This is a genomic window from Marinobacter vinifirmus (assembly GCF_002258215.1).
Lineage (GTDB): Bacteria > Pseudomonadota > Gammaproteobacteria > Pseudomonadales > Oleiphilaceae > Marinobacter > Marinobacter vinifirmus.
On sequence record NZ_NEFY01000002.1, the window covers coordinates 97,575 to 122,594 of the forward strand.

Sequence of the window (25,020 nt, forward strand, 5' to 3'; positions counted from 1 at the left end):
CCGGTTTTTTTGTGCCTGATGTTTGGCCAAACTCAATATGGCTCGGGTTGTACGCCCAGCCAGTCCAGGCGGTTGCGCAGAGTGACCACCTCGCCAATAATCACCAGCGTGGGCGCGGCCACTTCCCGGTTTTCGATGATACCCACGATGGTCTCCAGCGTACCGGTAATGACTTCCTGCTCCGGCGTGGTGCCCTTTGACACCAGTGCAACCGGCATATCCGGCGCCATTCCATGGGCTATCAACTCCCGACTGATAATCGGCAGGCCCACCAGCCCCATGTAGAACACCAGGGTCTGGCTGGTCTGTACGAAATCAGCCCAGGGCAGATCACAACTGTCGTTCTTCAGGTGGCCGGTAATAAACCGGACCGACTGGGCATAGTCCCGATGGGTCAACGGAATTCCCGCGTAGGCCGAACAACCAGAGGCGGCGGTAATACCCGGCACTACCTGAAACCGCACCCCGGCCTGGGCCAGGGTTTCGATTTCCTCGCCACCACGGCCGAAGATAAACGGATCGCCGCCCTTCAGGCGCACTACCTTATGCCCTTCACGGGCCAGGTCCACCAGGCGCTGGTTAATCTGATCCTGCGGCAGGGTATGGTTAGCACGCTGCTTGCCGACGTGGATCTTCTCGGCACTTTCCGGAATCAGCGCCATGATTTCCGGTGACACCAGGCGGTCGTACAACACCACCTCCGCGTTGGTAATCAGCCGCCAGGCCTTCAGGGTCAGCAACTCGGGGTCGCCGGGCCCGGCGCCCACCAGGGCAACCTCTCCGGCAGAGTTGTTCGGGTTTTCGGTAATCGGATTCACCCGATACCTTGGTGCGGCAGAGGCCACACCAATCGCTCCTGGCGGTGGCGTACCTTCTTTATTCTGGCTCATTGGATTCTGTCCAGGCCTCTCATATACGGCTTCAGCACTTCCGGAACGAGGATGCTGCCGTCCGCCTGCTGGTAGTTTTCCATCACCGCAATCATGGCACGGCCCACCGCCAGGCCGGAGCCATTAAGGGTGTGTACCGGCTCCGGCTTGCCGGTTTCCGGGTTGCGCCAGCGGGCCTGCATACGGCGGGCCTGGAAATCGCGGGTATTGGAACAGGAAGAAATTTCACGGTACTTGCCCTGCCCCGGCAGCCACACTTCCAGGTCGAAGGTCTTGGCTGCAGAGAAGCCCATATCGCCGCCACACAGGGTCATCACCCGGTACGGCAGTTCCAGCAGTTGCAGCACTTTCTCGGCGTGGCCGGTGAGCTGCTCCAGCGCCTTGGCCGAGTCTTCCGGGCGCACCACCTGAACCAGCTCTACCTTGTCGAACTGGTGCTGGCGAATCATGCCCCGCACGTCGCGGCCGTAGGAGCCGGCTTCGCTGCGGAAACAGGGTGTGTGGCAAACCAGGCGCAGCGGCAACTCCGCATCATCCAGAATGGTGTCAGACACCAGGTTGGTGGCCGGCACTTCCGCCGTCGGAATCAGGTACAGCGGGTTGTCACCGGCGGTACGGAACAGGTCTTCCTCGAACTTCGGCAACTGACCGGTACCAAACAGGGTATTGGCATTCACCAGGTACGGCACATAGGCCTCGGTGTAACCATGCTCTTCGGTGTGCAGGTCGAGCATGAACTGCGCCAGGGCCCGGTGCAGGCGGGCCAGCTGGCCCCGCATAACGGCAAACCGGGAATGGGCCAGCTGGCTGGCTTTCTCGAAATCCAGGCCTTTCAGGTCTTCACCCAGTGCCACGTGGTCTTTCGGCTCAAAGTCGAATTCCCGGGGGGTGCCCCACAGGCGGGTTTCAACGTTGTCATCTTCATTCTTGCCCGCCGGAACGTCTTCGTCCGGCAGGTTGGGAATGCCGGCGAAGAAGGCATTCAGGGATTCCTGGACGGAACGCAATTCATCTTCCGCTTCGGCCTTCTGGCGCTTCAGGTTGTCCACTTCCTCCAGCAAAGGTTTGATATCTTCCCCAGATGCCTTGGCCTTGCCGATGGACTTGGAACGCTTGTTCTGCTCGCTCTGCAGTGTTTCCGTACGAACCTGGATGGCTCGGCGGCTTTCCTCTAACCGTTCGAAGGTAGCCACATCAAACTCGAAGTTCTTAATGGCCAGCCGGCGGGCGATTTCTTCAGTCTGGGTACGGACACGTTTCGGATCGAGCATGATCTTCCTGAATTTTCCGGTTAACGAATGAATTAGAATATAGCGGCATTATACCTGCCGGAGTGCTGCTGGCCACCTTCTGCCCTGCGCCCGGCACAAATTCAGTAAACCGGGGGTATCAATAGCGCTTTTTCGGGCTCTGGGCATCCAGGGTGTCGAGTCGTTGGCGTTTCTCGGCCAGCCTGATTTCCAGCCCGCGCATCACCGGTTCGTAATAACGGCGCTGGTGGATGGCTTCCGGCAGGTAGGATTCGCCGGCGGCGAAGGCATCCGGCTCATCATGGGCGTAACGGTATTCCTCGCCATGGCCCATGCTTTTGAGGAGCTTGGTCGGGGCATTTCGCAGGTGCACCGGCACTTCATAATCCGGGTCTTTGCGAATGTCGGCCATGCACTGGTTGTAGGCCTTGTAGACCGCATTGCTCTTGGGCGCCATGGCCAGGTAGGTAACCGCCTGGGCCAGGGCCAGTTCCCCTTCCGGAGAGCCGAGCCTTTCCTGTGCATCCCATGCCTGCATGGTGATCTGCAGCGCCCGGGGGTCCGCGTTGCCGATATCCTCGCTGGCAATCCGCACCAGCCGCCGCGCCACGTAAAGCGGATCGCAACCGCCGTCGAGCATCCGGCACAGCCAGTACAGGGAGCCGTCCGGGTTGGAGCCACGTACGGATTTGTGCAGGGCGGAGATCTGGTCGTAGAACACGTCGCCACCCTTATCAAAGCGGCGCAGACTGGTTTGCAGCACCTGTTCCAGGGTGGCGGCGGTAATGCGGCTGGATTCGGGGCCTTTCGGGTCTGCCAGGTCGGCCGCGACTTCCAGGATATTCAGGGCGCGGCGGGCATCGCCACCGGCGGATTCGGCCAGGGTGTCCAGTACGTCTTCGTCAATCAGCAGCCTGCCGCCAAAACCGGCGTCACTGGTGAGCGCCCGGTTCAGGAGTTGCAGGATGTCATCCCGCTCAAGGTTTTTGAGCACGTAAACCCGGGTGCGGGATAACAGGGCGCTGTTCAGCTCGAAGGAAGGGTTTTCCGTAGTGGCGCCCACAAAGATAAAGGTGCCGTTTTCGATATGGGGAAGAAAAGCATCCTGCTGGCTTTTGTTGAAGCGGTGTACTTCATCCACAAACAGCAGGGTTTCGCGCCCCTGGGACTGTTTTCGGTTACGGGCCCGCTCCACCACTTCGCGGATTTCTTTCACCCCGCTAAGCACCGCAGACAGGGTTTCATAGGAAAGCTCGCCAACATTGGCCAGCAACCGGGCAAAGGTGGTTTTGCCCACCCCGGGCGGCCCCCACAGGATCATGGAGTGCAGCAGGCCCTGCTCTACCGCCCGGCGCAGGGGCTTGCCGGGGCCAACGAGGTGCTTCTGGCCTACGTAGTCATCAAGGGTTGCCGGCCGCATGCGGGCGGCCAGCGGCTGGAAACCGGCTTCAGTCTGAAACAGGCTGTCCTGCATCAGACGCCGTCCCGGATAACATCAACCTCCTCCGGGTATTCCAGCCGGAAGGCGCTGCGTTCAATGTCTTCGTTCAGGCGGATCTCGTCAAAGCTGAGAATGCTCATCTGGGACAGGGAATCCTCCATGCGCATTTCCTGCAGCTCACCATCGTAGAAGCTCAGGCGCAAAGAGGTGAACAGCGAATCGGCGCTGCGGGGCTCCAGGGTAAACTCCCGGGTATCTTCTCCGATACTGCGACCGGACACCCTGTAGCTTTCATTCAGGTTACCCACCTCGCCACTGAGCAACAGCGCCGGAGTAGTCTGGATACGGTCATCCAGGGTATGGATGGTCACCTGCTCCAGGTCCGGATCGTAAACCTCTACTTTTTCACCATCACTGACAATGAACTGGGACAGCGGCGCACCGGTTTCCCAGTAGAACAGGCCCGGGCGCTTGGCCTTCAGGTTGCCCCGGGTTTCCTGCACGCGGCCGCCGCTGGAGTCCACCACAATCTGGATAAACCGGGCCTGGTAGGTTTCGTAGCTGCGCAGCATGGCGGACAGCTGCTCTGCTGCTTTCAGGGATTCCTGCTCGCTGTCAGCCAGGGCCGGTGCTGCCGAGCCAAGGGCCGTCACCAACGCGAACCCGGCCAGCAGTGATCTGATCATAGTACCCTTCAAAGCACCTAGCATAGTTGATCTCCTAGTCTCTTGGCGGCGGGGGCGCCAGCACTTCACGCGCGCCATTGTGTCCCGCCGGACTGACCACACCGGAAGCTTCCATGGCATCCACCAGATTAGCGGCCCGGTTGTAGCCGATTTTGAATTTACGCTGCACCGACGAGATCGACACCCGCCGGTTTTCTGTGACAAAGGCCACCGCCTCGTCAAACAGGGCATCCCCTTCGTCTCCACCGCCCCCTTCCGAGAGGGTTGGAACGCCCGGCAGATTCTCGCCCTCGGCGCCATTAAGAACGTCGTCCACGTATTCCGGCTCGCCACGGGCTTTCCAGGCGCTGACGACCCGATGCACTTCGTCATCGTCCACAAAGGCACCGTGAACCCGAACCGGCAGGCCGGAGCCTGGCGGCAGGTACAGCATGTCTCCGTGGCCCAGCAGCTGCTCTGCCCCGCCCTGGTCCAGTACTGTGCGCGAGTCGATCTTGGACGACACCTGGAACGAAATCCGGGTCGGGATGTTGGCCTTGATCAGGCCGGTAATCACGTCCACCGACGGCCGCTGGGTGGCCAGGATCAGGTGGATACCGGCCGCCCGGGCTTTCTGGGCGATACGGGCAATCAGCTCTTCCACCTTTTTGCCGACAATCATCATCATGTCTGCGAATTCGTCGATCACCACCACGATAAACGGCAGGGTGTCGAGTTCCGGGCGTTCCTGCTCGTCATTGGCCAGGTATTCGTCCGGTTTCCAGAGCGGATCCAGCAGGGGTTCGCCTTCGGCGCGGGCGTCCTTCACCTTCTTGTTGTAACCGGCAATGTTACGCACGCCCAGATTCGCCATCAGGCGGTAGCGGCGCTCCATCTCGGCCACACACCAGCGCAATGCGTTGGCGGCTTCTTTCATGTCGGTTACGACCGGCGCCAGCAGGTGGGGAATGCCGTCATAGATGCTCAATTCCAGCATCTTCGGGTCCACCATGATGAAGCGAACTTCTTCCGGAGTAGCCTTCAGCAGCATACTCAACAGCATGGCATTCACACCCACAGACTTACCGGAACCGGTGGTACCGGCCACCAGCAGGTGAGGCATCTTGGCCAGGTTGGCCACCATGGGGTTGCCACCGATGTCGTTACCCAATGCCAGGGTCAGCGCAGACGACGATTCGGTGAATACCCGGGCTCCCAGCACCTCGCTCAGGCGCACCATCTCACGCGCTTCGTTCGGAATTTCGATACCCACCACGGATTTGCCGGGAATCACTTCCACGACCCGAACGGCGAGTACCGCCAGAGAGCGGGCAAGGTCTTTGGCCAGGTTGGAGATCTTGCTGACCTTCACCCCGGCCGCGGGTTTGATCTCGAACCGGGTAATGACCGGCCCGGGGTTCACTTCTACAACCTCGACGGACACCCCGAAATCGGCCAGCTTTTCTTCCAGCAGACGGGACATGTGTTCCAGGGATTCCTCGGAGTAGCCTTTTTCTTTGTGCTCTTCAGCCGGATCAAGCAGGGAAATAGGCGGAATCGGGCTCTCGATGTCCTCGAGGAGAGATGCCTGCTTGTTGGAAGCTTTCTTATCCGCCGGTTTCTGCTCGTCTTTCTTGAACGGAGAAATCTTCAGGGACCGGCTGGCTTGCGGAGCCGGTTTGTCAGAGCTGAGAGCCGGCTCGGGCCGGGGTTCGTCGACTTCACGGGAGCTGAAGCTTTCCAGCCGCACCGGTTCAGAGTCTACATCGGCAAGGCCTTCCAGCCCGGGTTCTTTACGGACTTTCGGCACAGGCGCCTTCTGCTCTTTGTCGGCGGCCTTGGCGCGGCGGCGGAACAGACGGTTCCACCAACGCTCGGATTTTGGCTTGGTGCTGCCCGGACCTTCATCAGCCACCTTGTCCCGAATAACCGGCGGTTCGGGTTCCGGCTTTGCGGGCCGTTCGGGTTTCTCGGCTTTGTTACCCGCGCGGGTAAACAGCGCCTTCACGGCCAGTCCGGCTTTCAGGGTTAAGGCCCCCACCTGGTCCATCAGCCGGAACCAGGACAAACCAATGGTTACCGTCAGGGCAAACAGGAAGATAGCAATTAGCAGCAGTGTGGTGGCCGGAAGGTTAAAGAAGCGCACCATGGCTTCCGACACCGCCATACCCATGACACCACCGGAGGATTCCCCCAGCCCGAACACCGAATACAGTGACAACAGACTGGTGGCAGAGAGCAGGATCAGCAGGAAGCCACCGAAGCGCACCATGAACAACGGCCAGTGCAGATCCAGTGACTGGTTACGCAGGCGGATAAGCATGACCGCATAACCGGCAATCATGGCGGGAAACAGCCAGGAAACATGGCCGAAGAAATCCATCAGCAGGCTGGCCAGCCAGGCCCCGGTACGCCCTGCGTAGTTCTGTACGCTGGTGTCGTGGCCGATACTGGCCCAGCCGGGATCAGACGGGCTGAAGGTAAACAGGGCCATGGCCAGATAGATGCAAAGCACTATCAGGCCGATGACAGCCCCTTCACGGGCGCCCTGTGCCATCAGGCGGCGAAAGCGTTTCTGTTTTTCCGTCAGCTCGGCTGATACTGTTTTTTTCGCTTTAGCGGATTCCGCCATGAATGCCCAAACCGTCAGTGAGTTTAATCTTTCAGTGCCTGAAAACCTCGATCCAGATCGGTTTTCAGGTCATCTATGGCTTCTATGCCAACAGACAACCGAATCAGGTTTTCGGTGATGCCTGCCTTGGCCTTGTCTTCCGGCGCCAGCCGCCCGTGGGTGGTGGTTGCCGGATGGGTGATGGTGGTTTTCACATCGCCCAGGTTTGCGGTGATGGAAATCATCCGGGTGGCATCGATAAACCGCCACGCCTGCTCCCGCCCGCCTTTCACCTGGAACGACACCACACCGCCAAAGCCGTCTTGCTGGCGTTTGGCCAGCTCGTGCTGGGGATGGCTTTCCAGGCCGGCATAGAACACCTTTTCAACCTCCGGCTGCTGTTCCAGCCAACGAGCCAACTCTAACGCATTGGCACAGTGAGCTCGCATACGAATCGGTAAGGTTTCCAGGCCCTTCTGGAACACCCAGGCGTTGAACGGGCTCATGGTGGGGCCGGCAGAACGGATGAAACCGTAAATTTCGTCCAGGTACTTTGCCGGACCAACAACCACGCCGCCTACACAACGGCCCTGACCGTCCAGGTACTTGGTGGCCGAATGCACTACCAGGTCTGCGCCATGTTCCAGCGGGCGCTGCAGCACCGGGGTGCAGAAACAGTTATCCACCACAAACAGGGCATCGTTGGCGTGGGCCAGTGCCGACAGCGCAGCAAGGTCGGCCACATCGCACAAAGGATTCGAAGGGGTTTCGATAAACAGCATGCGGGTTTCCGGCCGCACCGCGGCCTGCCACTGTTCCATATCCGTCAGCGACACAAAGGTGGTTTCCACCCCGAATTTTGCCATGTACTTCTGGAACAGCACGTTGGTGGTGCCGAACACGCCCCGGGAGCAAATTACATGGTCACCGGCTTTCAGCAGCGCCATACAGGTGCTGAGAATGGCCGCCATGCCAGATGCGGTGGCCACGGCTTTCTCGCCGCCTTCCATCGCCGCAATCCGGCCTTCGAAGGCCTGCACCGTGGGGTTGGTAAAGCGGGAATAGATGTTACCCGGCTCCTCGCCTCCAAAGCGCGCCGCCGCCTGGGCGGCACTACCGTAGACAAAGCTGGATGTCGGGAAAATCGCATCACTGTGTTCCAGCTGCCCGGTACGAATCTGCCCTGCCCTGACCGCCAGGGTTTCCACAGACATACCGTCCAGATCCGATTCCGGAATCCAGAGCTGTTCTTCGCGGCCGTAAGTCATCGGGTTCTCCTGGTGCTGGCGTCAGTCTTCATCATTGTGCAGGTCGATAATACCGTTATCTTCGTCCATCACCTGGCCACCGGAACGCTTGGTGTCGTTGCGCTGGTCTTCCAGGCGCGCCAGGTAGGCGGCATCGACATCACCGGTCACGTATTCGCCAGTGAATACCGAACATTCCCAGCCATCGATATCATCGTTAACGTCGTCCACACAGGCCACCAGGTCTTCAAGGTCCTGGTATACCAGCCAGTCAGCGCCAATCAGGCCGCGAACTTCCTCAACCGTGCGGTCGTGGGCAATCAGTTCATTGGCAGACGGCATGTCGATGCCGTACACGTTCGGGTAGCGAACAGGGGGCGCGGCCGAGGCAAAGTAAACGTTGCGGGCGCCGGCGTCCCGGGCCATTTGTACGATTTCCTTACAGGTGGTGCCGCGAACAATGGAGTCGTCCACCAGCATCACGTTCTTGCCGCGGAATTCCAGGTCAATCGGGTTCAGCTTCTGGCGCACGGACTTCTTGCGCATCTTCTGGCCCGGCATGATGAAGGTACGGCCGATGTAACGGTTTTTAATGAAGCCTTCGCGGTACTTCACGCCCAGCTGGTAAGCCATCTGCATGGCGGAGGTACGGCTGGTGTCGGGAATCGGAATGACCACGTCGATGTCGTGTTCCGGGCGTTCGCGCAGCACTTTGTCAGCCAGCACTTCACCCATACGCAGGCGGGCCTTGTACACAGACACGCGGTCCATGATGGAATCCGGGCGGGCAAAGTAAACGTGCTCGAAAATACAGGGGTACAGCTTGGGCGCCTCGGCGCACTGTTCGCTGTAGAGGGTGCCGTCGGTTTCAATATACACCGCCTCGCCCGGTGCAATGTCGCGCACCATGGTGAAGCCGGCGGCGTTCAGGGCCACGCTTTCAGAAGCGATCATGTATTCCTTCTGGCCGCTTTCGTTCTCGCGCACACCGTAGCAGGCCGGGCGGATACCGTTGGGATCACGGAATCCGACAATACCGTAGCCGGTAATCATGGCGATAACGGCGTAGGCACCGCGACAGCGCTTGTGCACGGCCCGCACCGCCGAGAAGATCTCATCCTTGGTGGGGTTCAGCTTGCCCTGCTTCTGCAGTTCGTGGGCGAACACGTTCAGCAGGACTTCGGAGTCTGAATTGGTGTTGATATGGCGCAGGTCGGTGCGGAACAGGTCCTCGGCAAGGTCGTCGGCGTTGGTGAGGTTGCCGTTATGGGCCAGGGTAATGCCGTAGGGGCTGTTCACATAGAACGGCTGGGCTTCTGCCGAGCTTGAGCTGCCGGCAGTCGGATAACGGACATGGCCGATGCCCACGTTACCCGCCAGGCGGCGCATGTGCCGGGTGTGGAATACATCCCGAACCAGCCCGTTGTCCTTGCGCAGGTAAAACCGGTTGTCCTGGAAGGTCACAATTCCCGCCGCATCCTGGCCACGGTGCTGAAGAACGGTCAGCGCATCGTAAAGCAGCTGATTAACGTTGGAAGTACTGACAATACCGACAATGCCACACATGGCTGGGCAACTCTCCGAGTGTTAGAACTGAATGTTATCGGGATGCAGACGCGGGTTGCACGTCTTCGATTTCGTTAGCAGGCACGGGTTGTTCCTGCGCTTTGTCTGCCGGCCCGAGAAAACGGGCAAATTCATCCCCCAGTGTCCGGCGTGACCAGTCTTCGACTACTGCGAGCCGGTCAATCATCACTGAGGTTTTCCACCAGGTATCCTGTGCCAGCGGCGTGTATCGGGTAAATGCGATAGCGACGATAACCACCACCACGCCCCTCAGCAGGCCAAACCCCATGCCCAGCACCCGGTCTGTCGCGGACAAACCGGTGGCCCGGACCAGGTGGCCGATCATGTTATTGATGATCGCACCGATAATCAGGGTGCCGAAAAAAAGAATCGCGAACGCGGCGATCAGCCGCACTAACGGTGTTTCAACCGAAGATTCCAGCAGCGATTGCATCTGGGGGTGAAAGGTTCGGGCGATGATAAACGCGCCAATCCAGGTTACCAGCGAAAGGGCTTCTTTGACGAAGCCACGTTTAAGACTGATAACCGTGGAAACTGTAATGAGGGCAATGATGACCCAGTCAATCCAGATCAGCGTTTCCATGAACATCCCGGTGTAGAAAAGGAAACGCGAATTCTATCAGGAAACCGCACCGCACCAAACTGCAGAGTGCCCAAAACAGCGGTTGATTTCCGGCGCCGGCAGATTATTTACCGCCAGTGGTCACCAGGCTGTTCAGATTGAATTCCTTGTCGAGTACGGCCTTTGCCTTCCTGGCCTCAGCTTCGCTCACAAAGGGGCCGCTGAACACGCGGGTCAATTCGGTGTCACCACGGGTTACTTGCTGCAGGTGCGCTCCGTACTTCATCTCGATCACCTTGTCCCGCAGGCGACGGGCATTATCGGCGTTGCCGAAGCTGCCAAGCTGAACAATCCAGGCTCCCTCAAGGGTTTTGGAGAACTCCTTGGGTTGCTCGGGCTCACTGGCACTGGCCACCGGTTCGGTTGCCTGCTGCGGCTCTGGCGCTTGCTGTGGTTCTGCCTGCGGAGCTGTTTGCGCAGGAGCTGCTTCCGCAGTTGTTTGAGAAGCTGGTTCTTCAACTGTTTCCGCCACCGCGGCATCGGCCTCTGCAGGCTCTTCAACCATTCGGTAACCGACGCTCGAACCGCCTGCTTCAGGCTCTTCAACCATTCGGTAACCGACGCTCGAACCGCCTGCTTCAGGCTCTTCGAAATTCCGGGGATCCGGCTGGGCCGGCATATCCACTTCCGGGAACGGCGGCTCTTCGGGGATGGTGATCGGTGTGGACTGACGTTCCGAGTGCGGCTCATCAAAAATCATCGGGACAAAAATAACCGCCAGTGAAATCAGTACCAGCGCGCCGATTATCCGTTGCTTCAATCCATCCACCGTTGACGGCTCCCGTTCATTATCCGTTCACCACGATACTAACCGCCACCTGCGCCAAGTCCAAGCCCACCGCACGGGAATGGACAAAGTTTAAGAACCGGCACCCGCCAACTTCGCCCGGGCCTCGGCAACGGTATAGAAAGAACCGAACACCACGATACAGTCATCCGGACGGGCATTGGCGATAGCCGCATCCAACGCATGACTGACCGAGCCATAGCCCTCACCATCGGTGATGCCACAGGCGCGCGCATGGGAAACCAGCTGATCAACGGCAAGGCCGCGGGGAACATCCAGCCCGGCGAAATACCACTGATCGGCCACAGACTTCATGGCCGTCATCACGCCTTCTACGTCTTTATCTGCCAGTGCCGCATAGACCGCATGCACCTTTGAGCCTGTACGGCAACCGGCCGAGACCTGCCCGGAAAGCCAGCGCGCCGCATGGGGATTATGGCCAACGTCTGCCCGCACAAACGGACTTCTAGCGAGCAGCTCGAATCTCCCGGGAACACTGACCGTTCGGGCAATATCACCCAGCGATGACGGCGCCACATCTGGCAGCAACTTACGCGCCAGCACAACCGCTGCGGCAACACTTTGTACCGGCAGGGGGCCGGCCGGAAGCTTGATTTGGTCACCCGCCACGGCCAGTTCAACGGTATTGGCATCACCATTGGCCTGTGCCAGCTGGTAATCTCTTCCGGTTACCTGAAGGTCCACTTTCTGCGCGGCCGCTTGCTGCAAAACCGAAGCCGGCGGCTCCGGGTCGGCACACACGGCAAAAATTCCGGGCCGCAAAATGCCAGCCTTCTCAAAACCGATCACTTCCCGGTTATCACCCAGAAAGCCGATATGGTCGATATCAATGGAGGTAATGACTGCGAATTCAGCATCGAGCACGTTCACGGCATCAAGCCTGCCGCCCAGGCCAACCTCGACTATCCAGTCTTCCACGCCGGCATAGGCAAATGCGACAAACGCAGCCAGGGTGCCGAACTCGAAATACGTCAGGGATACCTTGCCCCGGGCCTCTTCCACTTTCTCGAAAGCGCTCACCAAGACCGGGTCTGAAATATCTGTGCCATTCAGGCGAACCCGTTCGTTGTAGTCCTGGAGATGCGGAGAGGTGTAAGCGCCGGTGGTGCGGCCCGCTGCCAGCAACAGCTTTTCCAGGGTGGCAACTGTGGTGCCCTTGCCATTGGTACCCGCCACGGTAATGATCCGGGCATTAGGCTTGCGCGGGAACAGGCGGCGAAGAACCACCAGAACGCGGTCCAGGCCAAGGTCGATTTCGGCAGGATGGATGGCTTCGAGCCAGTTCAGCCAGTCCTGAACGGAAGCCCCGGCGCCGGGGCTGGATGCCGGCGCCGGAGAGGGATCAGTGCCCGGAGGGTTCATCTGTATCGGGTTTCTCGGTAATTTCGAATTCAATCGGAGCCTCGGTCCCCGGCTTCTCACCGCCGGTGAACTTGGCCAGCAGGTGGGCAATACGCTCACGCATGTTATGACGGTGCAGGATCATGTCGATGGCACCGTGCTCCAGCAGGAATTCGCTGCGCTGGAAGCCTTCCGGCAGTTTCTCACGCACGGTCTGCTCGATAACCCGCGGGCCGGCAAAACCGATCAGCGCATAGGGCTCGGCAATGTTCAGGTCGCCCAGCATGGCCAGGCTGGCAGACACGCCACCGAATACCGGGTCTGTGAGCACGGAAATGTAGGGAATCCCCTCTTCCTTCATGCGCTCGAGGACCGCAGCGGTTTTCGCCATCTGCATCAGCGACAGGATCGCCTCCTGCATACGGGCACCACCACTGGCAGAGAAGCACACCAGGGGAATACGGTGCTCCAGGGCCACGTTGGCAGCCTGGACGAACTTCTCACCCACTACCTGGCCCATGGAGCCGCCCAGGAAATTGAATTCAAAGGCGCAGGCAACCAGCGGAACACCCATGGTCGTGCCTTTGAAGGCCACCAGTGCGTCTTTCTCGCCCGTGGCTTTCTGGGCTGCCGACAGGCGATCCTTGTAACGCTTGGTGTCTTTGAACTTCAGGCGATCGGAAGGCTCGAGATCCGCAGCGATTTCCTCACGGCCGTCTTTGTCCAGGAAGATATCCAGCCGACGACGGGCGTTTACCCGCATGTGGTGGTTACACTTCGGGCAAACGTCGAGATTCTTCTCGAGCTCCGGCTTGTACAGGAAGGCGCCACACTTGGGGCATTTTTTCCACAAACCTTCCGGCACGCCGGTACGCTGCCGTGATTCCGAGCGAATCTTGCTCGGCATGATCTTTTCCAGCCAGTTACTCATGCTTTCATCCTGTCCTTTGATGCCTGGACGCCGTTAACTCAGGAGAGACTGTCCAGAGCCTCGCGCATCGGGTGCAACAGATCGGTCAGGGCCTTACGAAGACCGTCCGGATCTGTCTGGTGTCGGGCTATTGTATCCACCAGCACGCTGCCAACAATTACACCATCGGATACTCTGCCTACTGCGGCGGCAGTTTCCGCATCGCGGATACCAAAGCCGACACCCACCGGCAGAGCGGTCAGTTCGTGCACATGTGCTACTTTCCGGGCCACTTCGTCGACGTCAATGGTGGCAGAGCCGGTCACACCCTTGATAGAAACATAGTACACATAGCCGGAAGAGTGCTCACTGATTGCCCTGATTCGCTCATCCGTGGTGGTCGGCGCCAGCAGGAAGATCGGATCCAGCTTGCGCTCGGCGAACAGCGGGGCCACCTGATCTGCCTCTTCCGGCGGCAGGTCTACCGTCAGCACGCCATCAAGGCCCGCATCGGCAGCTGCATCGGCGAACGCCTCATAACCCATGGCTTCCATGGGGTTGAGGTAGCCCATCAACACGACCGGCGTGTCACTATCGGTTTTCCTGAACTCTTTCACCATACCCAGCACATCGCGCAGCGACGTGTTGAACTTCAGCGCCCGTTCACAGGCCAGCTGGATAACCGGGCCGTCTGCCATCGGGTCAGAGAACGGCACGCCCAGCTCGATGATATCGGCACCGGCCGCCACCAGTGTGTGCATCAGGCCCACGGTCTGATCCGGGTGCGGATCACCGGCCGTGATATAGGGGATCAGGGCCTTCCGGCCCTGCTCTTTCAGTGATTTCAGTACACCTTCAATTCGGCTCATGCCTGCTCCTGATACCTTCAGATCTCGATGCCATCCAATTGGGCAATGGTGTGAATATCTTTGTCGCCACGACCGGAGACATTGATGACCAGCATTTGGTCTTTGTCCATAGTAGCAGCCAGCTTGAGGGCGTAGGCCACCGCATGGGCAGACTCCAGTGCCGGCATGATACCTTCAATACGGGTCAGTTTACGGAAACCGTCCAGCGCTTCTTCGTCGGTTACCGAAACGTAGTTGGCCCGGCCAATATCCTTCAACCAGGAATGCTCGGGGCCTACACCCGGATAATCCAGGCCAGCACTGACCGAATGGGTGCCGGCAATCTGGCCATTTTCGTCTTCCATCAGGTAAGTACGGTTACCGTGCAGTACGCCCGGGCGACCGGCACACAGGGGTGCGGCATGCTGGCCGGTTTCAATGCCCAGGCCACCGGCTTCCACTCCGTAAAGCTCAACAGATTCGTCGGTCAGGAAGGGGTAGAACATTCCGATTGCGTTGGAACCACCACCCACGCAGGCTACCAGGGCATCCGGCAGTTTGCCGGTTTTCTCCAGCGACTGGCGACGGGTTTCACGGCCGATCACAGACTGGAAGTCGCGCACCAGCAACGGGTACGGATGCGGGCCAGCCACGGTGCCGATGATGTAGAACGTCTCATCCACGTTCGCTACCCAGTCACGCATGGCATCGTTCATGGCGTCTTTCAGGGTTTTGGTACCACTCTCAACGGCATGCACCGTGGCACCCAGCAGTTTCATCCGGTACACGTTAAGGGACTGGCGCTTGACGTCTTCAGAGCCCATAAACACGTGGCACTCGAGACCAAGACGGGCACAAACGGTAGCCGTGGCCACACCGTGCTGGCCGGCGCCGGTTTCCGCAATAATGCGTTTCTTGCCCAGGAAGCTGGCCAGCAACGCCTGGCCGATGGTGTTGTTTACCTTGTGGGCACCGGTGTGGTTCAGGTCTTCCCGTTTCAGCCAGATCTGGGCACCACCGGTTTCACGGGTCAGGCGCTCGGCAAAGTAAAGAGGGCTTGGGCGGCCAACATAGTCCGCGAGATCCTTGTCGAACGTTGCCTGAAACTCAGGGTCGTCTTTCAGGCGCAGATACTCCCGCTCGAGCGTCATCAGGGAGTCCATCAGGGTTTCCGATACAAACCGGCCACCAAAGGCACCGAAGTGGCCTTTCGCATCAGGAAGCGCCTTGAGCATTTCTTCAGTCAGTTTTACAGACACGGTGAACCTCTTTAATGAATTCGGATAGTTTGGTGGCGTCTTTCCTGCCTTTACTCTGCTCTACCCCACCACTCACATCGACAGCCCAGGGCCGTACCTGCTCGATAGCGCTGGCTACGTTAGCAGATGACAAACCACCGGCCAATATCAGGGGCAGCGGCCGTTGCTCCGGAATCAGCTGCCAGTTGAAGGAATGACCTGTACCGCCGTAACGGTCCGGATCCCAGGCATCCACCAGCAGACCACAGGCATTCTGGTAATCCACGAAGGCCTGTTCGATCTGGCCGGCTTCCTGAACCCGGATCGCTTTAATCCAGCGCCGCCCGAAAGACGCGCAGAATTCCGGCGTTTCGTCGCCGTGAAACTGCAGCAAGTCCAGCGGCACCTGTTCCAGCACCTGTTTGACGAACGCTGGCTCCGGATTAACGAATAGTCCGGTCAGCGTGACAAAGGCCGGAATCCTGGCCGCAAGTTGTTTTGCCTGCTCTGCAGAGACAGCCCGGGGGCTCTTGTCGAAAAACACCAGGCCAATGGCATCTGCACCGGCGCGAATGGCCGCTTCCACATCCTCTGGCCGGGTCAGGCCGCAGATCTTAACGCGGGTTGTCATGATTCCGTTACCGGCTGTTTCGGGTGAATATGGCTTGGCGGAATGGGCTGGTTCGCCTCGGCTGAAAACCAGGGACTGGCAAAACCGGGCCCGCACAGGGCTTTCGGAATACCATACCCGTCAGGATACCCCACATCCACCAGATAAAGCCCGTGTGGCGGTGCGGTGACCCCGGCAAGCTTGCGATCCCTTGCCTCAAGCACGTCGCCAACCCAGTCCACCGATTCCTTTCCTGTGCCCACATCCATCAGGGCACCGGCTATATTCCGAACCATATGGTGCAAAAACGCATTGGCCTGCACATCAATTACGACATAACTGCCGCTTCGGGTTACCGAAATCCGCTCCATGTAACGAACCGGCGTACGGGACTGGCAGCCGGCTGCCCGGAATGAGGTGAAATCGTGCTCGCCAATAAGCGCCTGGGCGGCCTGTTGCATTCTGTGCTCGTCCAGCGGGCGAAAGTTCCAGCTCACCTGCCCTCGCTGGATTCCCGGCCTGACCGCGTGGTTGTAGATGATATACCGATAGCGGCGGTAAACCGCAGAAAAACGGGCATGAAAGTCATCGACCCCATTGCCGGCCCAGTGCACGGCAATGTCATCGGGCAAGGCTGTGTTCATACCCATCACCCAGGACCGGAGGTTTCGTACCGAGGGAGTATCAAAATGGGCAATCTGAAAACTGGCATGCACCCCGGCATCGGTCCGGCCGGCACACACCAGGTCCACCGGATGATCAGCCACCTTTGCCACAGCTTTTTCCAGTTCGGCCTGCACTGATCGCACGCCGCTTTTCTGGAACTGCCAGCCATGGAAGTGCCGGCCGTCGTACTCAAAGGCAATGGCAACACGGCCGTTACCGATGGCGTTGTCTGTGGTCAGGGGTTGTGGAGTAAGAAACAAGGGTCAGCCCGGAATGATGTCTTCTGAAAAACAAAGCGCCGGCACAAAGGCCGGCGCTGTTGCCACGATGGAACTGATTATAACGGATCAGGAAAGATTTTTAAGGAGCTCCTGCGCCTCGGCTTTCTGATCATCGTTACCTTCCAGCGCAACTTCCTCCAGGATGTCACGGGCACCGTCGCTGTCACCCATCTCGATGTAGGCACGGGCCAGGTCGAGCTTGGTGGCAGCCTCATCGGTGCCGGCCAGGAAATCGAAGTCGTCGTCTTCAAGATCGCTTTCGTCGATATCCAGTCCGGTAGCGGGAGTAATCGCCTCGTCTGACGCGCCCTCTTCCGGCATTTCCGGAACTTCAGCGCCAGTGTCGGACGCCTCAGCCTCAGGTTCAGGATCAACATCCGGCAAGTCGCCAAGAGGTTCTTCTTCGGTCTCCAGTTCCTGCAGGGCGTCTTCAAGGCCCAGTTCTTCGTCGACCTCCGGGCTCTCGCTGTCTTCAGAGAATTCTTCCATCAGGGCCAGGTCTTCGTCGGAAACGTCCAGTTCCAGCTCTTCAAGGGAAGAATCTTCAAGGTCCAGCTCTTCCAGGGAGTCATCCTCGCTGGATACTTTCTCCAGCTCGGCATCCAGCTCTTCCAGGAAGGATTCGTCCAGCGACTCGCCCTCGAGGCCAAGGTCAATCTCTTCTTCAGCAGGCTCCTCGGAATCCAGCTGATCCAGGCCGGCCTCTTCAGCGTCCAGTTCGAAATCGGAGAGATCGAATTCAACGGAATTGTCGTCTGCATCGGTTTCGAGTGAGCTGTCGGATTCCAGCTCGCCGAACTCGTTTTCTTTCACTTCATCGGCAGCGGCTTCAAATTCATCCGCCTTGAGCTCATCAGACAGGGACCAGTCTTCTTCCGGCTCCTGCTCCGGTGTCTCGAAGGAAAGTGCCTGCTCCGGTTCGTTATCCGTCAGACTGAAGGAATCGGAACGCAGCTGGGACTCCAGGTCATCAATGCTGGGCATGGACTCCGCTTCGTCCAGACGGCTGCGAATGGCTTCCGCTTCCTGCAGGGCGGACTCGTCTTCCAGCGCCGCTACTTCACCGTACTGCTTCTCGAACGCATCGCGGTCCTGGTTATCTGCATAGACAGACAACAGCTTCAGTCGCAGGTCTGCACGGCTGGGCTCGCGGGAAATTGCGGTTTCCAGGACTTCGATGGCCTGATCGTTACGACCATAGGCAATGTAGGTCTCGGCTTCTGTCAGCGCATCGGCAGTTTCTTCCTGGTCGCTGCCGGCAACAGCCGCTGCAGGGCCAAGGTCTACCGAATCATCTGCCGACTCGTCTTCACCACGATTGAACTCATCGTAGAAATCCTGCTCGCGCTTGGCGTTTTTGCGAGCCACCAGAAGCAGAAGCAGGAGCAACAGAATCAGGCCACCACCCAGCGCAATCTGGTACATCGGGTTGCCCAGAACCGTGTCCATGAACTGACCGAAGAAGCCCTTCTCTTTGGCAGGCGCAGTCTGAGAGGGCTTGGGCTGGGCCCTGGATTCTTCCTGAGCCGGAGCTGCAGCCGCTGCAGGGGCGTCGTCGGCTTCAGCAGCTTCTGTCGCTTCTGCAGACTCGGCGGTTTCACTATCACCTTCGCCTTCAGCAGCACTGGCTTCCGCTTGCTCGCCGTCACCAGACATTGCGGCAGTCGTGTCCGCGCTGCCTTCAGCCATGCCAGCCTCAGTTTCAGCACTTTCACCTTCCTGGGCCTCAGCACTTTCACCTTCCCGGGCCTCAGCGCTTTCGCCGGCCTGAGCCGCCGGTTCTTCTACGTCGGCAGACTCCGTGGCCGCGGCGGTTTCACCATCAGCATTGGCGTCCGCACCTGCGGCACCGGCCTGGGTACTGTCACCCTCAGCCGCAAGCGCTGCCAAAGCTTCTTCCTGGGTCATACCCTGAAGTTCTGCCAACTGGCTGTTCTTCAGCTCGAGCAGGCGCTGCAGGGTCTGAACCTGTTCCTGCATATCCTGCAGGCGACTGGATAGCTCTTCGTTTTCACGACGAGTCGCATCTAGCTCTTCCATGGCAACGGCATTACCGGCGTCTGCACCGCCAGCCTGTTCGCCATCACCACCGGCTGAACCGCCTTCGTCATCAGTACGGGGAGAGGTTTCTTCCTCGGCTACCAGCAGTTTCAGTTCGTCGGTGCCGTTGGCACCGGCTGTGCCAGCTGCCTGTGCCGGAGCGGATTCCGCCTGGGCGGTACGGGTTGCATCAACAGGGCGTGGAGACTGGAATTCCTCGTTCTGTCGGGCAACAACACGATTGGCCTCGGCCTTGGTGCGGCGCTGAATCTGATCAAGGGTCGGCGCACGAAGTACCTGCCCGCGCTTCAACTTGTTGATATTGCCGTCGATGAAGGCATCCGGATTGAGATCCTGGATGGCCAGCATCATTTGCTGCATGGACACAGAACTATCCGGCCTCATGCGCTGGGCAATCATCCAAAGCGTGTCAGACGGTCCGGTCGGACCAAAGGTGTCAGGCTGGTAGCCCCGGGCCGGCGCACGCTGTACAGCCGCCTCGCGACGAATCGATTCCGGACTGCGAGTGGTGGTTTGACGTGCCGGCGCAGATGCCGCCGACGATACAGGCGCGCTCACCTGCTCCCGCACACCGGATTCCTCGGCATAAACCGGGGGATCAACCAGAACCGCGTATTCCCGCATCAGGCGACCGTTGGGCCAGGTCAGCTCCAGCAGGAAGTTCAAATATGGTTCACGCACCGGCTCACGGGACGACACGTTGATGGCAAGGTTACCATCGGAGCCCGTTACCACCTCGAACTTCAGTTTGCTCAGAAACTGGTTCCGCTCCAGACCTACCCGTTGATAAGCAGCCTCCGGTGCCACATTGACGAATACATCACCCGGATCCACACCCGCACTCTGTCTGAGTGAGATTTCTGCGTCCAGGGGCTCATTCAGCCAGGACTGCAGTTCGATTTCACCGAGTCCCAGGGCCTGTGCCATACCGGAGCCAAGCCCTCCCGCCAGCGCCAGGGCAACCGCAAGCTTGCGTACCTTCATGCTTTTTCCTTTCCAGTCTCCGTTATTCGTTACTGCTGACTTTCAACAGAATCGGACGAGGTTGGATGACGTTTCGTCTTGTTATTTCTCGTTTTTATATCGTAAGTCTAACCAGGGTGGGGAAAGTATTGATGATAAGTCCCCTTTTATCAATCAATCAGCTGCAATGCTTGCACTGATTCCTGACCTGTCAGGCGGAACTCCTTACTGCCCTTGAAAATAACAGGGGCGGACGCTGAAATCAGCCTCCGCCCCTGACCGGTTTGCTGAAAACCGGACACAGTTGGCATTAATTGCCCCTGCGTAACATTTCTTAACGCTCTTGCAGAATCCGCAGCATGCGGCGCAGCGGTTCAGCGGCGCCCCAGAGCAGCTGGTCACCCACAGTGAACGCTGAAATGTATTCCGGCCCCATGGCCAGTTTCCGGATGCGCCCGATGGGAATACTCAGGGTACCGGTCACCTTGGTCGGAGTCAGTTCCTGCATGGTGGCGTCACGATCGTTCGGGATCACCTTTACCCAGTCGTTGCCCTTGGCCAGGATGCTTTCGATTTCAGAAACCGAAAGGTCCTTCTTGAGCTTGATGGTCAGCGCCTGGCTGTGAGAACGCATGGCGCCAATGCGCACGCAGATACCATCAATGGGGATCGGGTTGCCGGAGCGGCCCAGAATCTTGTTGGTCTCCACTCCCGCTTTCCACTCTTCCTTGCTCATGCCGTTATCGAGCTGCTTGTCGATAAACGGAATCAGGCTGCCGGCCAGTGGCACACCGAAATGCTCGGTGGGGAAATCGCCGGAACGCATGGTGTCGGTCACCTTGCGGTCGATTTCCAGGATGGCGGATGAGGGATCGGCCAGTTCAGATTTCACGCTCTCGTTCAGGGCGCCCATCTGGTTCAGCAGTTCACGCATGTTCTGGGCACCAGAGCCGGAAGCCGCCTGGTACGTCATCGGAGAAACCCACTCGATCAGGTCCTGCTCCAGCAGGCCACCCAGGGCCAGCATCATCAGGCTGACGGTGCAGTTACCACCAACGTAGTCCTTCACGCCTTTATCAAGGGCGGAGTCGATCACGTTACGGTTAACCGGGTCCAGCACGATCACGGAATGATCCACCATCCGCAGGGTGGATGCGGCATCAATCCAGTAGCCTTCCCAGCCCGCATCACGCAGCTTCTGGTAAACCTCGGTGGTGTAATCGCCGCCCTGGCAGGTCACGATCACATCCATGCCTTTCAGGGTATCGATATCAAAGGCGTCCTGCAGAGGAGGAACACCTTCCTTGCCTACGTCCGGGGCCGGCTTCCCTGTTTGGGAAGTGGTGAAAAACACCGGATCGATATCGGCAAAATCGTTTTCTTCACGCATGCGCTGCATGAGGACTGAGCCTACCATGCCACGCCAACCTACAAGTCCAACTCGCTTCATGTGCGACCTTTGAACCTCACATTATGCCCGCCCATTACCGTTATCGCTGGCAGGGACAGGATGGATGATCCCGCAGCGGCAGCATCGCGCCGCTGTCGGGTCTCGGTTTGCCGGATCAAGCCTGGCTTAAAGTGCGTTCAGTACCGCCTCACCCATTTCGCGGGTGGAGACCTTCTGGCCGCCGTCAGACATGATGTCTGCGGTACGCATGCCCTGATCCAGCACCTTGCTGACCGCCGCTTCAATCGCTGCTGCGGCTTCTTCCTCATTCAGGCTGTAACGCAGCATCATGGCTGCACTGATGATGGTGGCCAGCGGATTGGCAATGCCCTTACCGGCGATATCCGGTGCCGAACCGTGGCAAGGCTCGTACATGCCCTGCTTTTCAGAGTTCAGCGACGCAGACGGCAACATGCCGATAGAGCCGGTGAGCATAGCCGCTTCATCAGAAAGAATATCACCAAACATGTTACCAGTCACAATCACATCGAACTGCTTGGGCGCACGAACCAGCTGCATGGCGGCGTTGTCCACGTACATGTGGGACAGCTCCACATCGGGATATTCCCGCTTCAGGTCTTCCATGATTTCCCGCCACAGCACGGTCACTTCCAGCACGTTGGCTTTGTCTACGGAACACAGCTTCTTGCCCCGTTGCTGGGCCGCCTCAAAAGCAACCCGGCCAATCCGGCGAATCTCGGATTCGGTATATTGATAGGTGTTGTAACCCTGGCGCTCACCGTTCTCCAGCTCACGCACACCGCGGGGCTGGCCGAAATAGATACCGCCAGTCAGCTCGCGCACGATCAGGATATCCAGCCCGGAAACCACTTCCGGCTTCAGGGAAGACGCAGACGCCAGCTGCGGGTACAGAATGGCCGGGCGCAGGTTGGCAAACAGCTGCAGGTTAGAACGCAAACCCAGCAACCCCTTCTCCGGGCGCTTGGCCATCGGCAGGCTGTCCCACTGGGGGCCACCTACGGCGCCCAGCAGAATGGCGTCGGCCTTGCGGGCCTTCTCCAGGGTCTCGTCCGGCAGAGGAGTATCATTAGCATCGATGGCCGCACCACCGACCAACGCGCTGTCAAAACTCAGGCCAAGACCAAACTGTTCATCGACCTTGTGCAGAACCTTTTCTGCCTCGGCAACAATTTCCGGACCAATGCCGTCACCCGGCAGAAGCAATACATTACGGGACATATCCAAATCCTTGTTAATCAGTTTCCAGCGTTAAACAGCCAGGGAGCCGTCTTGCGGCGAGCCTCTTCGTAGGCGCGAATGGTATCGGCATCTTCCAGCGTTACACCAATGTCGTCCAGGCCATTCAGCAGACAGTGGCGACGGAAGTCATCCACATCAAAACCGAACGACTCGCCAGACGGCGTGGTCACAGTCTTGGCTTCCAGGTCAACGGTCAGCTGATAGCCTTCGTTCGCTTCGGCTTCCTTGAACAGCTTGTCGACAACTTCTTCATTCAAAACAATGGGTAACAGGCCGTTCTTAAAGCAGTTGTTGTAGAAGATATCGGCAAAGCTCGGGGCAATGATCACCCGGAAACCGAAATCATCCAGCGCCCAAGGCGCGTGCTCACGGCTGGAACCGCAACCGAAGTTGGCCCGGGCCAGCAGTACACTGGCGTTTTTGTAACGGTCCTGGTTCAGCACAAAATCCGGATTCAGCGGACGGCCAGCACAATCCTGATCCGGCTTGCCTTCATCCAGGTAGCGCAGCTCATCAAACAGGTTCGGGCCAAAGCCCGTGCGCTTGATGGACTTCAGAAACTGCTTGGGAATGATCATGTCCGTGTCCACATTGGAACGGTCCATGGGGGCTACGATGCCCTGGTGTTGCGTAAATGCGCGCATGGTCTCTCTCCTGTGGCTCAGTGCATCAATTCACGGACATCAACGAAGTGGCCGGTTACCGCAGCGGCGGCGGCCATGGCCGGGCTCACCAGGTGAGTCCGCCCACCAAAGCCCTGACGACCTTCGAAGTTCCGGTTAGAGGTAGACGCACAATGCTCGCCCTGCCCTAGCTTGTCGGCGTTCATGGCCAGACACATGGAGCAACCCGGATCACGCCATTCCAGGCCCGCCTCGATAAAGATCTTGTCCAGACCCTCCTGCTCCGCCTGCGCTTTCACCAGTCCAGAACCCGGAACCACCATGGCCTGCTTCAGGCTGGAAGCCACCTTGCGGCCTTTCACCACCGCAGCCGCTTCGCGCAAATCCTCAATCCGACTGTTGGTACAGGAACCGATAAACACCCGATCCAGCCGGATATCGGTGATCTTCTGGTTCGGCTGCAGACCCATGTACTTGAGCGCGCGCACAATGCCCTCGCGCTTGATGGGATCTTCTTCCTTCGCCGGGTCCGGCACATTGCCGTCGACTCCGGTTACCATCTCCGGAGATGTACCCCAGCTCACCTGCGGCTGGATAGTCGTGCCGTCCAGCTCAACCACCTTGTCGAAAACGGCATCGTCGTCGCTGTGCAGGGTGCGCCAGTATTCAACGGCCTTGTCCCAGGTCTCGCCTTTCGGAGAGAACGGACGGCCTTTCACATACTCGATGGTGGTGTCATCCACCGCCACCATACCCACACGGGCACCGCCCTCGATGGCCATATTGCAGATAGTCATCCGGCCTTCCATGCTCAAACCGCGGATCGCCTCACCACCAAACTCGATGGCGTAACCGGTACCGCCTGCGGTACCAATCTTACCGATGATAGCCAGAACCACATCCTTGCCGGTCACACCCGCGCCAAGTTTGCCGTTCACCTTCACCAGCATGTTCTTCATTTTCTTCTGAACCAGGCACTGGGTGGCTAGGACATGCTCAACTTCAGAGGTACCGATACCGTGGGCCAGGCAACCAAAGGCGCCGTGAGTAGAAGTATGGGAATCACCACACACAATGCTCATACCCGGCAAAGTCGCGCCCTGCTCCGGCCCAATCACGTGAACGATGCCCTGACGCTGGTCCTTGATCTTGAATTCCAGGATCCCGAACTCGTCGCAGTTCTTGTCCAGGGTTTCCACCTGGGTGCGGGATACCGGATCCACGATGCCGTCGATGCCCCGATCACGATCGGTGGTCGGCACGTTATGGTCCGGTGTCGCGATGTTGGCATCAATCCGCCAGGGCTTGCGACCCGCAATGCGAAGGCCTTCGAATGCTTGCGGTGAGGTTACTTCGTGCAGCAACTGACGGTCGATGTAAATCAACGCGGAGCCGTCGTCCCGCTGTTTGACCAAATGGTCGTCCCACAATTTGTCGTATAAAGTCTTGCCCGCCATGGTTCTCTCTCACTCTCTGGGGGTTTCTGTTTCTGCTTTGATGCCTCTATCTTACTCTTCCGCCTGACATAACCTCAATTCATCTTTTTCATCCATCGCATTCCCTTTGGTTATGCTCTATATTACGGGTAACCCGGAGTTTGGCGTTAACTTCGATCCAACTCCGTGCCGGGCGCACGTTGGTGGGGGCCGCTTCCCAAACAAGTTCGGTGCCAGGCACAACTGGGTGG

The 25,020-nt window shown here is 58.7% G+C and carries 19 protein-coding genes and 1 pseudogene; all 20 read right to left on the reverse strand.

What is annotated here, in order from left to right; genetic code table 11:
- Positions 1 to 32 precede the first annotated feature (32 nt).
- Positions 33 to 848 (reverse strand): annotated as a pseudogene (gene cobA / locus B9Q17_RS02930) (uroporphyrinogen-III C-methyltransferase); the annotation flags it as partial.
- 38 nt (positions 849 to 886) lie between these two features.
- The gene (gene serS, locus B9Q17_RS02935; RefSeq protein WP_094624044.1) at positions 887 to 2,161 is read right to left on the reverse strand and encodes a serine--tRNA ligase; all 1,275 of its coding nucleotides are present in this window, start codon (positions 2,159 to 2,161) and stop codon (positions 887 to 889) included.
- A gap of 118 nt (positions 2,162 to 2,279) precedes the next feature.
- The gene (locus B9Q17_RS02940; protein WP_094624045.1) at positions 2,280 to 3,614 is read right to left on the reverse strand and encodes a replication-associated recombination protein A; all 1,335 of its coding nucleotides are present in this window, start codon (positions 3,612 to 3,614) and stop codon (positions 2,280 to 2,282) included.
- Positions 3,614 to 4,267, reverse strand: coding sequence for an outer membrane lipoprotein periplasmic chaperone LolA (gene lolA / locus B9Q17_RS02945; RefSeq protein ID WP_058340856.1), 654 nt, complete (start codon positions 4,265 to 4,267; stop codon positions 3,614 to 3,616). The genes B9Q17_RS02940 and lolA overlap by 1 nt, the downstream gene beginning before the upstream one ends.
- 34 nt (positions 4,268 to 4,301) lie before the next feature.
- Positions 4,302 to 6,878: a DNA translocase FtsK gene (locus B9Q17_RS02950; RefSeq protein ID WP_094624046.1), complete on the reverse strand. Its 2,577-nt coding sequence runs from the start codon at positions 6,876 to 6,878 to the stop codon at positions 4,302 to 4,304.
- 23 nt (positions 6,879 to 6,901) lie between these two features.
- Positions 6,902 to 8,125, reverse strand: coding sequence for an O-succinylhomoserine sulfhydrylase (locus B9Q17_RS02955; RefSeq protein WP_094624047.1), 1,224 nt, complete (start codon positions 8,123 to 8,125; stop codon positions 6,902 to 6,904).
- 21 nt (positions 8,126 to 8,146) lie between these two features.
- Complete coding sequence (gene purF, locus B9Q17_RS02960) at positions 8,147 to 9,670, reverse strand: amidophosphoribosyltransferase (RefSeq protein WP_094624048.1); 1,524 nt, start codon at positions 9,668 to 9,670, stop codon at positions 8,147 to 8,149.
- 34 nt (positions 9,671 to 9,704) lie between these two features.
- Entirely contained in the window at positions 9,705 to 10,274 is a 570-nt protein-coding gene (locus B9Q17_RS02965) for a CvpA family protein (RefSeq protein ID WP_058340852.1), read from the reverse strand.
- A gap of 103 nt (positions 10,275 to 10,377) precedes the next feature.
- Positions 10,378 to 11,082 carry an SPOR domain-containing protein gene (locus tag B9Q17_RS02970; protein ID WP_094624049.1) on the reverse strand — a complete coding sequence of 235 codons (705 nt, stop codon included), beginning with the start codon at positions 11,080 to 11,082 and terminating at the stop codon, positions 10,378 to 10,380.
- A 90-nt stretch (positions 11,083 to 11,172) separates the two neighbouring features.
- The gene (gene folC, locus B9Q17_RS02975; protein ID WP_094624050.1) at positions 11,173 to 12,483 is read right to left on the reverse strand and encodes a bifunctional tetrahydrofolate synthase/dihydrofolate synthase; all 1,311 of its coding nucleotides are present in this window, start codon (positions 12,481 to 12,483) and stop codon (positions 11,173 to 11,175) included.
- A complete protein-coding gene (accD, locus tag B9Q17_RS02980) occupies positions 12,464 to 13,393 on the reverse strand; it encodes an acetyl-CoA carboxylase, carboxyltransferase subunit beta (RefSeq protein WP_094624051.1) in 930 nt (309 codons plus the stop codon). Before accD ends, folC begins: the two co-directional genes overlap by 20 nt.
- Before the next feature lie 38 nt (positions 13,394 to 13,431).
- On the reverse strand, positions 13,432 to 14,241 hold the full coding sequence (trpA, locus tag B9Q17_RS02985) for a tryptophan synthase subunit alpha (protein ID WP_094624052.1): 810 nt from the start codon (positions 14,239 to 14,241) through the stop codon (positions 13,432 to 13,434).
- A 17-nt stretch (positions 14,242 to 14,258) separates the two neighbouring features.
- Positions 14,259 to 15,455, reverse strand: a complete 1,197-nt coding sequence (gene trpB, locus B9Q17_RS02990; RefSeq protein WP_244177307.1) for a tryptophan synthase subunit beta — start codon at positions 15,453 to 15,455, stop codon at positions 14,259 to 14,261.
- A gap of 4 nt (positions 15,456 to 15,459) precedes the next feature.
- Positions 15,460 to 16,089 (reverse strand): phosphoribosylanthranilate isomerase, encoded by a 630-nt coding sequence (locus B9Q17_RS02995; protein WP_094624054.1) that lies wholly within the window; start codon positions 16,087 to 16,089, stop codon positions 15,460 to 15,462.
- Complete coding sequence (gene truA, locus B9Q17_RS03000; RefSeq protein ID WP_094624055.1) at positions 16,086 to 16,994, reverse strand: tRNA pseudouridine(38-40) synthase TruA; 909 nt, start codon at positions 16,992 to 16,994, stop codon at positions 16,086 to 16,088. Before truA ends, B9Q17_RS02995 begins: the two co-directional genes overlap by 4 nt.
- A gap of 87 nt (positions 16,995 to 17,081) precedes the next feature.
- Entirely contained in the window at positions 17,082 to 20,060 is a 2,979-nt protein-coding gene (locus B9Q17_RS03005; RefSeq protein ID WP_094624056.1) for a FimV/HubP family polar landmark protein, read from the reverse strand.
- A 313-nt stretch (positions 20,061 to 20,373) separates the two neighbouring features.
- Entirely contained in the window at positions 20,374 to 21,489 is a 1,116-nt protein-coding gene (gene asd, locus B9Q17_RS03010; RefSeq protein WP_094624057.1) for an aspartate-semialdehyde dehydrogenase, read from the reverse strand.
- A gap of 126 nt (positions 21,490 to 21,615) precedes the next feature.
- On the reverse strand, positions 21,616 to 22,689 hold the full coding sequence (gene leuB / locus B9Q17_RS03015) for a 3-isopropylmalate dehydrogenase (protein ID WP_094624058.1): 1,074 nt from the start codon (positions 22,687 to 22,689) through the stop codon (positions 21,616 to 21,618).
- A gap of 17 nt (positions 22,690 to 22,706) precedes the next feature.
- Positions 22,707 to 23,354: a 3-isopropylmalate dehydratase small subunit gene (leuD, locus tag B9Q17_RS03020; protein ID WP_094624059.1), complete on the reverse strand. Its 648-nt coding sequence runs from the start codon at positions 23,352 to 23,354 to the stop codon at positions 22,707 to 22,709.
- Positions 23,355 to 23,371: 17 nt separating this feature from the next.
- Positions 23,372 to 24,790 (reverse strand): 3-isopropylmalate dehydratase large subunit, encoded by a 1,419-nt coding sequence (gene leuC / locus B9Q17_RS03025; protein WP_094624060.1) that lies wholly within the window; start codon positions 24,788 to 24,790, stop codon positions 23,372 to 23,374.
- Positions 24,791 to 25,020 lie beyond the last annotated feature (230 nt).

Bases quoted from the DNA above. Each gene is read 5' to 3' on its own strand.
- B9Q17_RS02965 (WP_058340852.1), bottom strand. From the start codon at position 10,274: ATGGAAACGCTGATCTGGATTGACTGGGTCATCATTGCCCTCATTACA.
- lolA (WP_058340856.1), bottom strand. From the start codon at position 4,267: ATGATCAGATCACTGCTGGCCGGGTTCGCGTTGGTGACGGCCCTTGGC.
- B9Q17_RS02955 (WP_094624047.1), bottom strand. From the start codon at position 8,125: ATGACTTACGGCCGCGAAGAACAGCTCTGGATTCCGGAATCGGATCTG.
- B9Q17_RS02950 (WP_094624046.1), bottom strand. From the start codon at position 6,878: ATGGCGGAATCCGCTAAAGCGAAAAAAACAGTATCAGCCGAGCTGACG.
- serS (WP_094624044.1), bottom strand. From the start codon at position 2,161: ATGCTCGATCCGAAACGTGTCCGTACCCAGACTGAAGAAATCGCCCGC.
- leuB (WP_094624058.1), bottom strand. From the start codon at position 22,689: ATGTCCCGTAATGTATTGCTTCTGCCGGGTGACGGCATTGGTCCGGAA.
- asd (WP_094624057.1), bottom strand. From the start codon at position 21,489: ATGAAGCGAGTTGGACTTGTAGGTTGGCGTGGCATGGTAGGCTCAGTC.
- B9Q17_RS02940 (WP_094624045.1), bottom strand. From the start codon at position 3,614: ATGCAGGACAGCCTGTTTCAGACTGAAGCCGGTTTCCAGCCGCTGGCC.
- folC (WP_094624050.1), bottom strand. From the start codon at position 12,483: ATGAACCCTCCGGGCACTGATCCCTCTCCGGCGCCGGCATCCAGCCCC.
- leuD (WP_094624059.1), bottom strand. From the start codon at position 23,354: ATGCGCGCATTTACGCAACACCAGGGCATCGTAGCCCCCATGGACCGT.
- purF (WP_094624048.1), bottom strand. From the start codon at position 9,670: ATGTGTGGCATTGTCGGTATTGTCAGTACTTCCAACGTTAATCAGCTG.
- B9Q17_RS03005 (WP_094624056.1), bottom strand. From the start codon at position 20,060: ATGAAGGTACGCAAGCTTGCGGTTGCCCTGGCGCTGGCGGGAGGGCTT.
- leuC (WP_094624060.1), bottom strand. From the start codon at position 24,790: ATGGCGGGCAAGACTTTATACGACAAATTGTGGGACGACCATTTGGTC.
- B9Q17_RS02995 (WP_094624054.1), bottom strand. From the start codon at position 16,089: ATGACAACCCGCGTTAAGATCTGCGGCCTGACCCGGCCAGAGGATGTG.
- accD (WP_094624051.1), bottom strand. From the start codon at position 13,393: ATGAGTAACTGGCTGGAAAAGATCATGCCGAGCAAGATTCGCTCGGAA.
- trpB (WP_244177307.1), bottom strand. From the start codon at position 15,455: ATGCTCAAGGCGCTTCCTGATGCGAAAGGCCACTTCGGTGCCTTTGGT.
- trpA (WP_094624052.1), bottom strand. From the start codon at position 14,241: ATGAGCCGAATTGAAGGTGTACTGAAATCACTGAAAGAGCAGGGCCGG.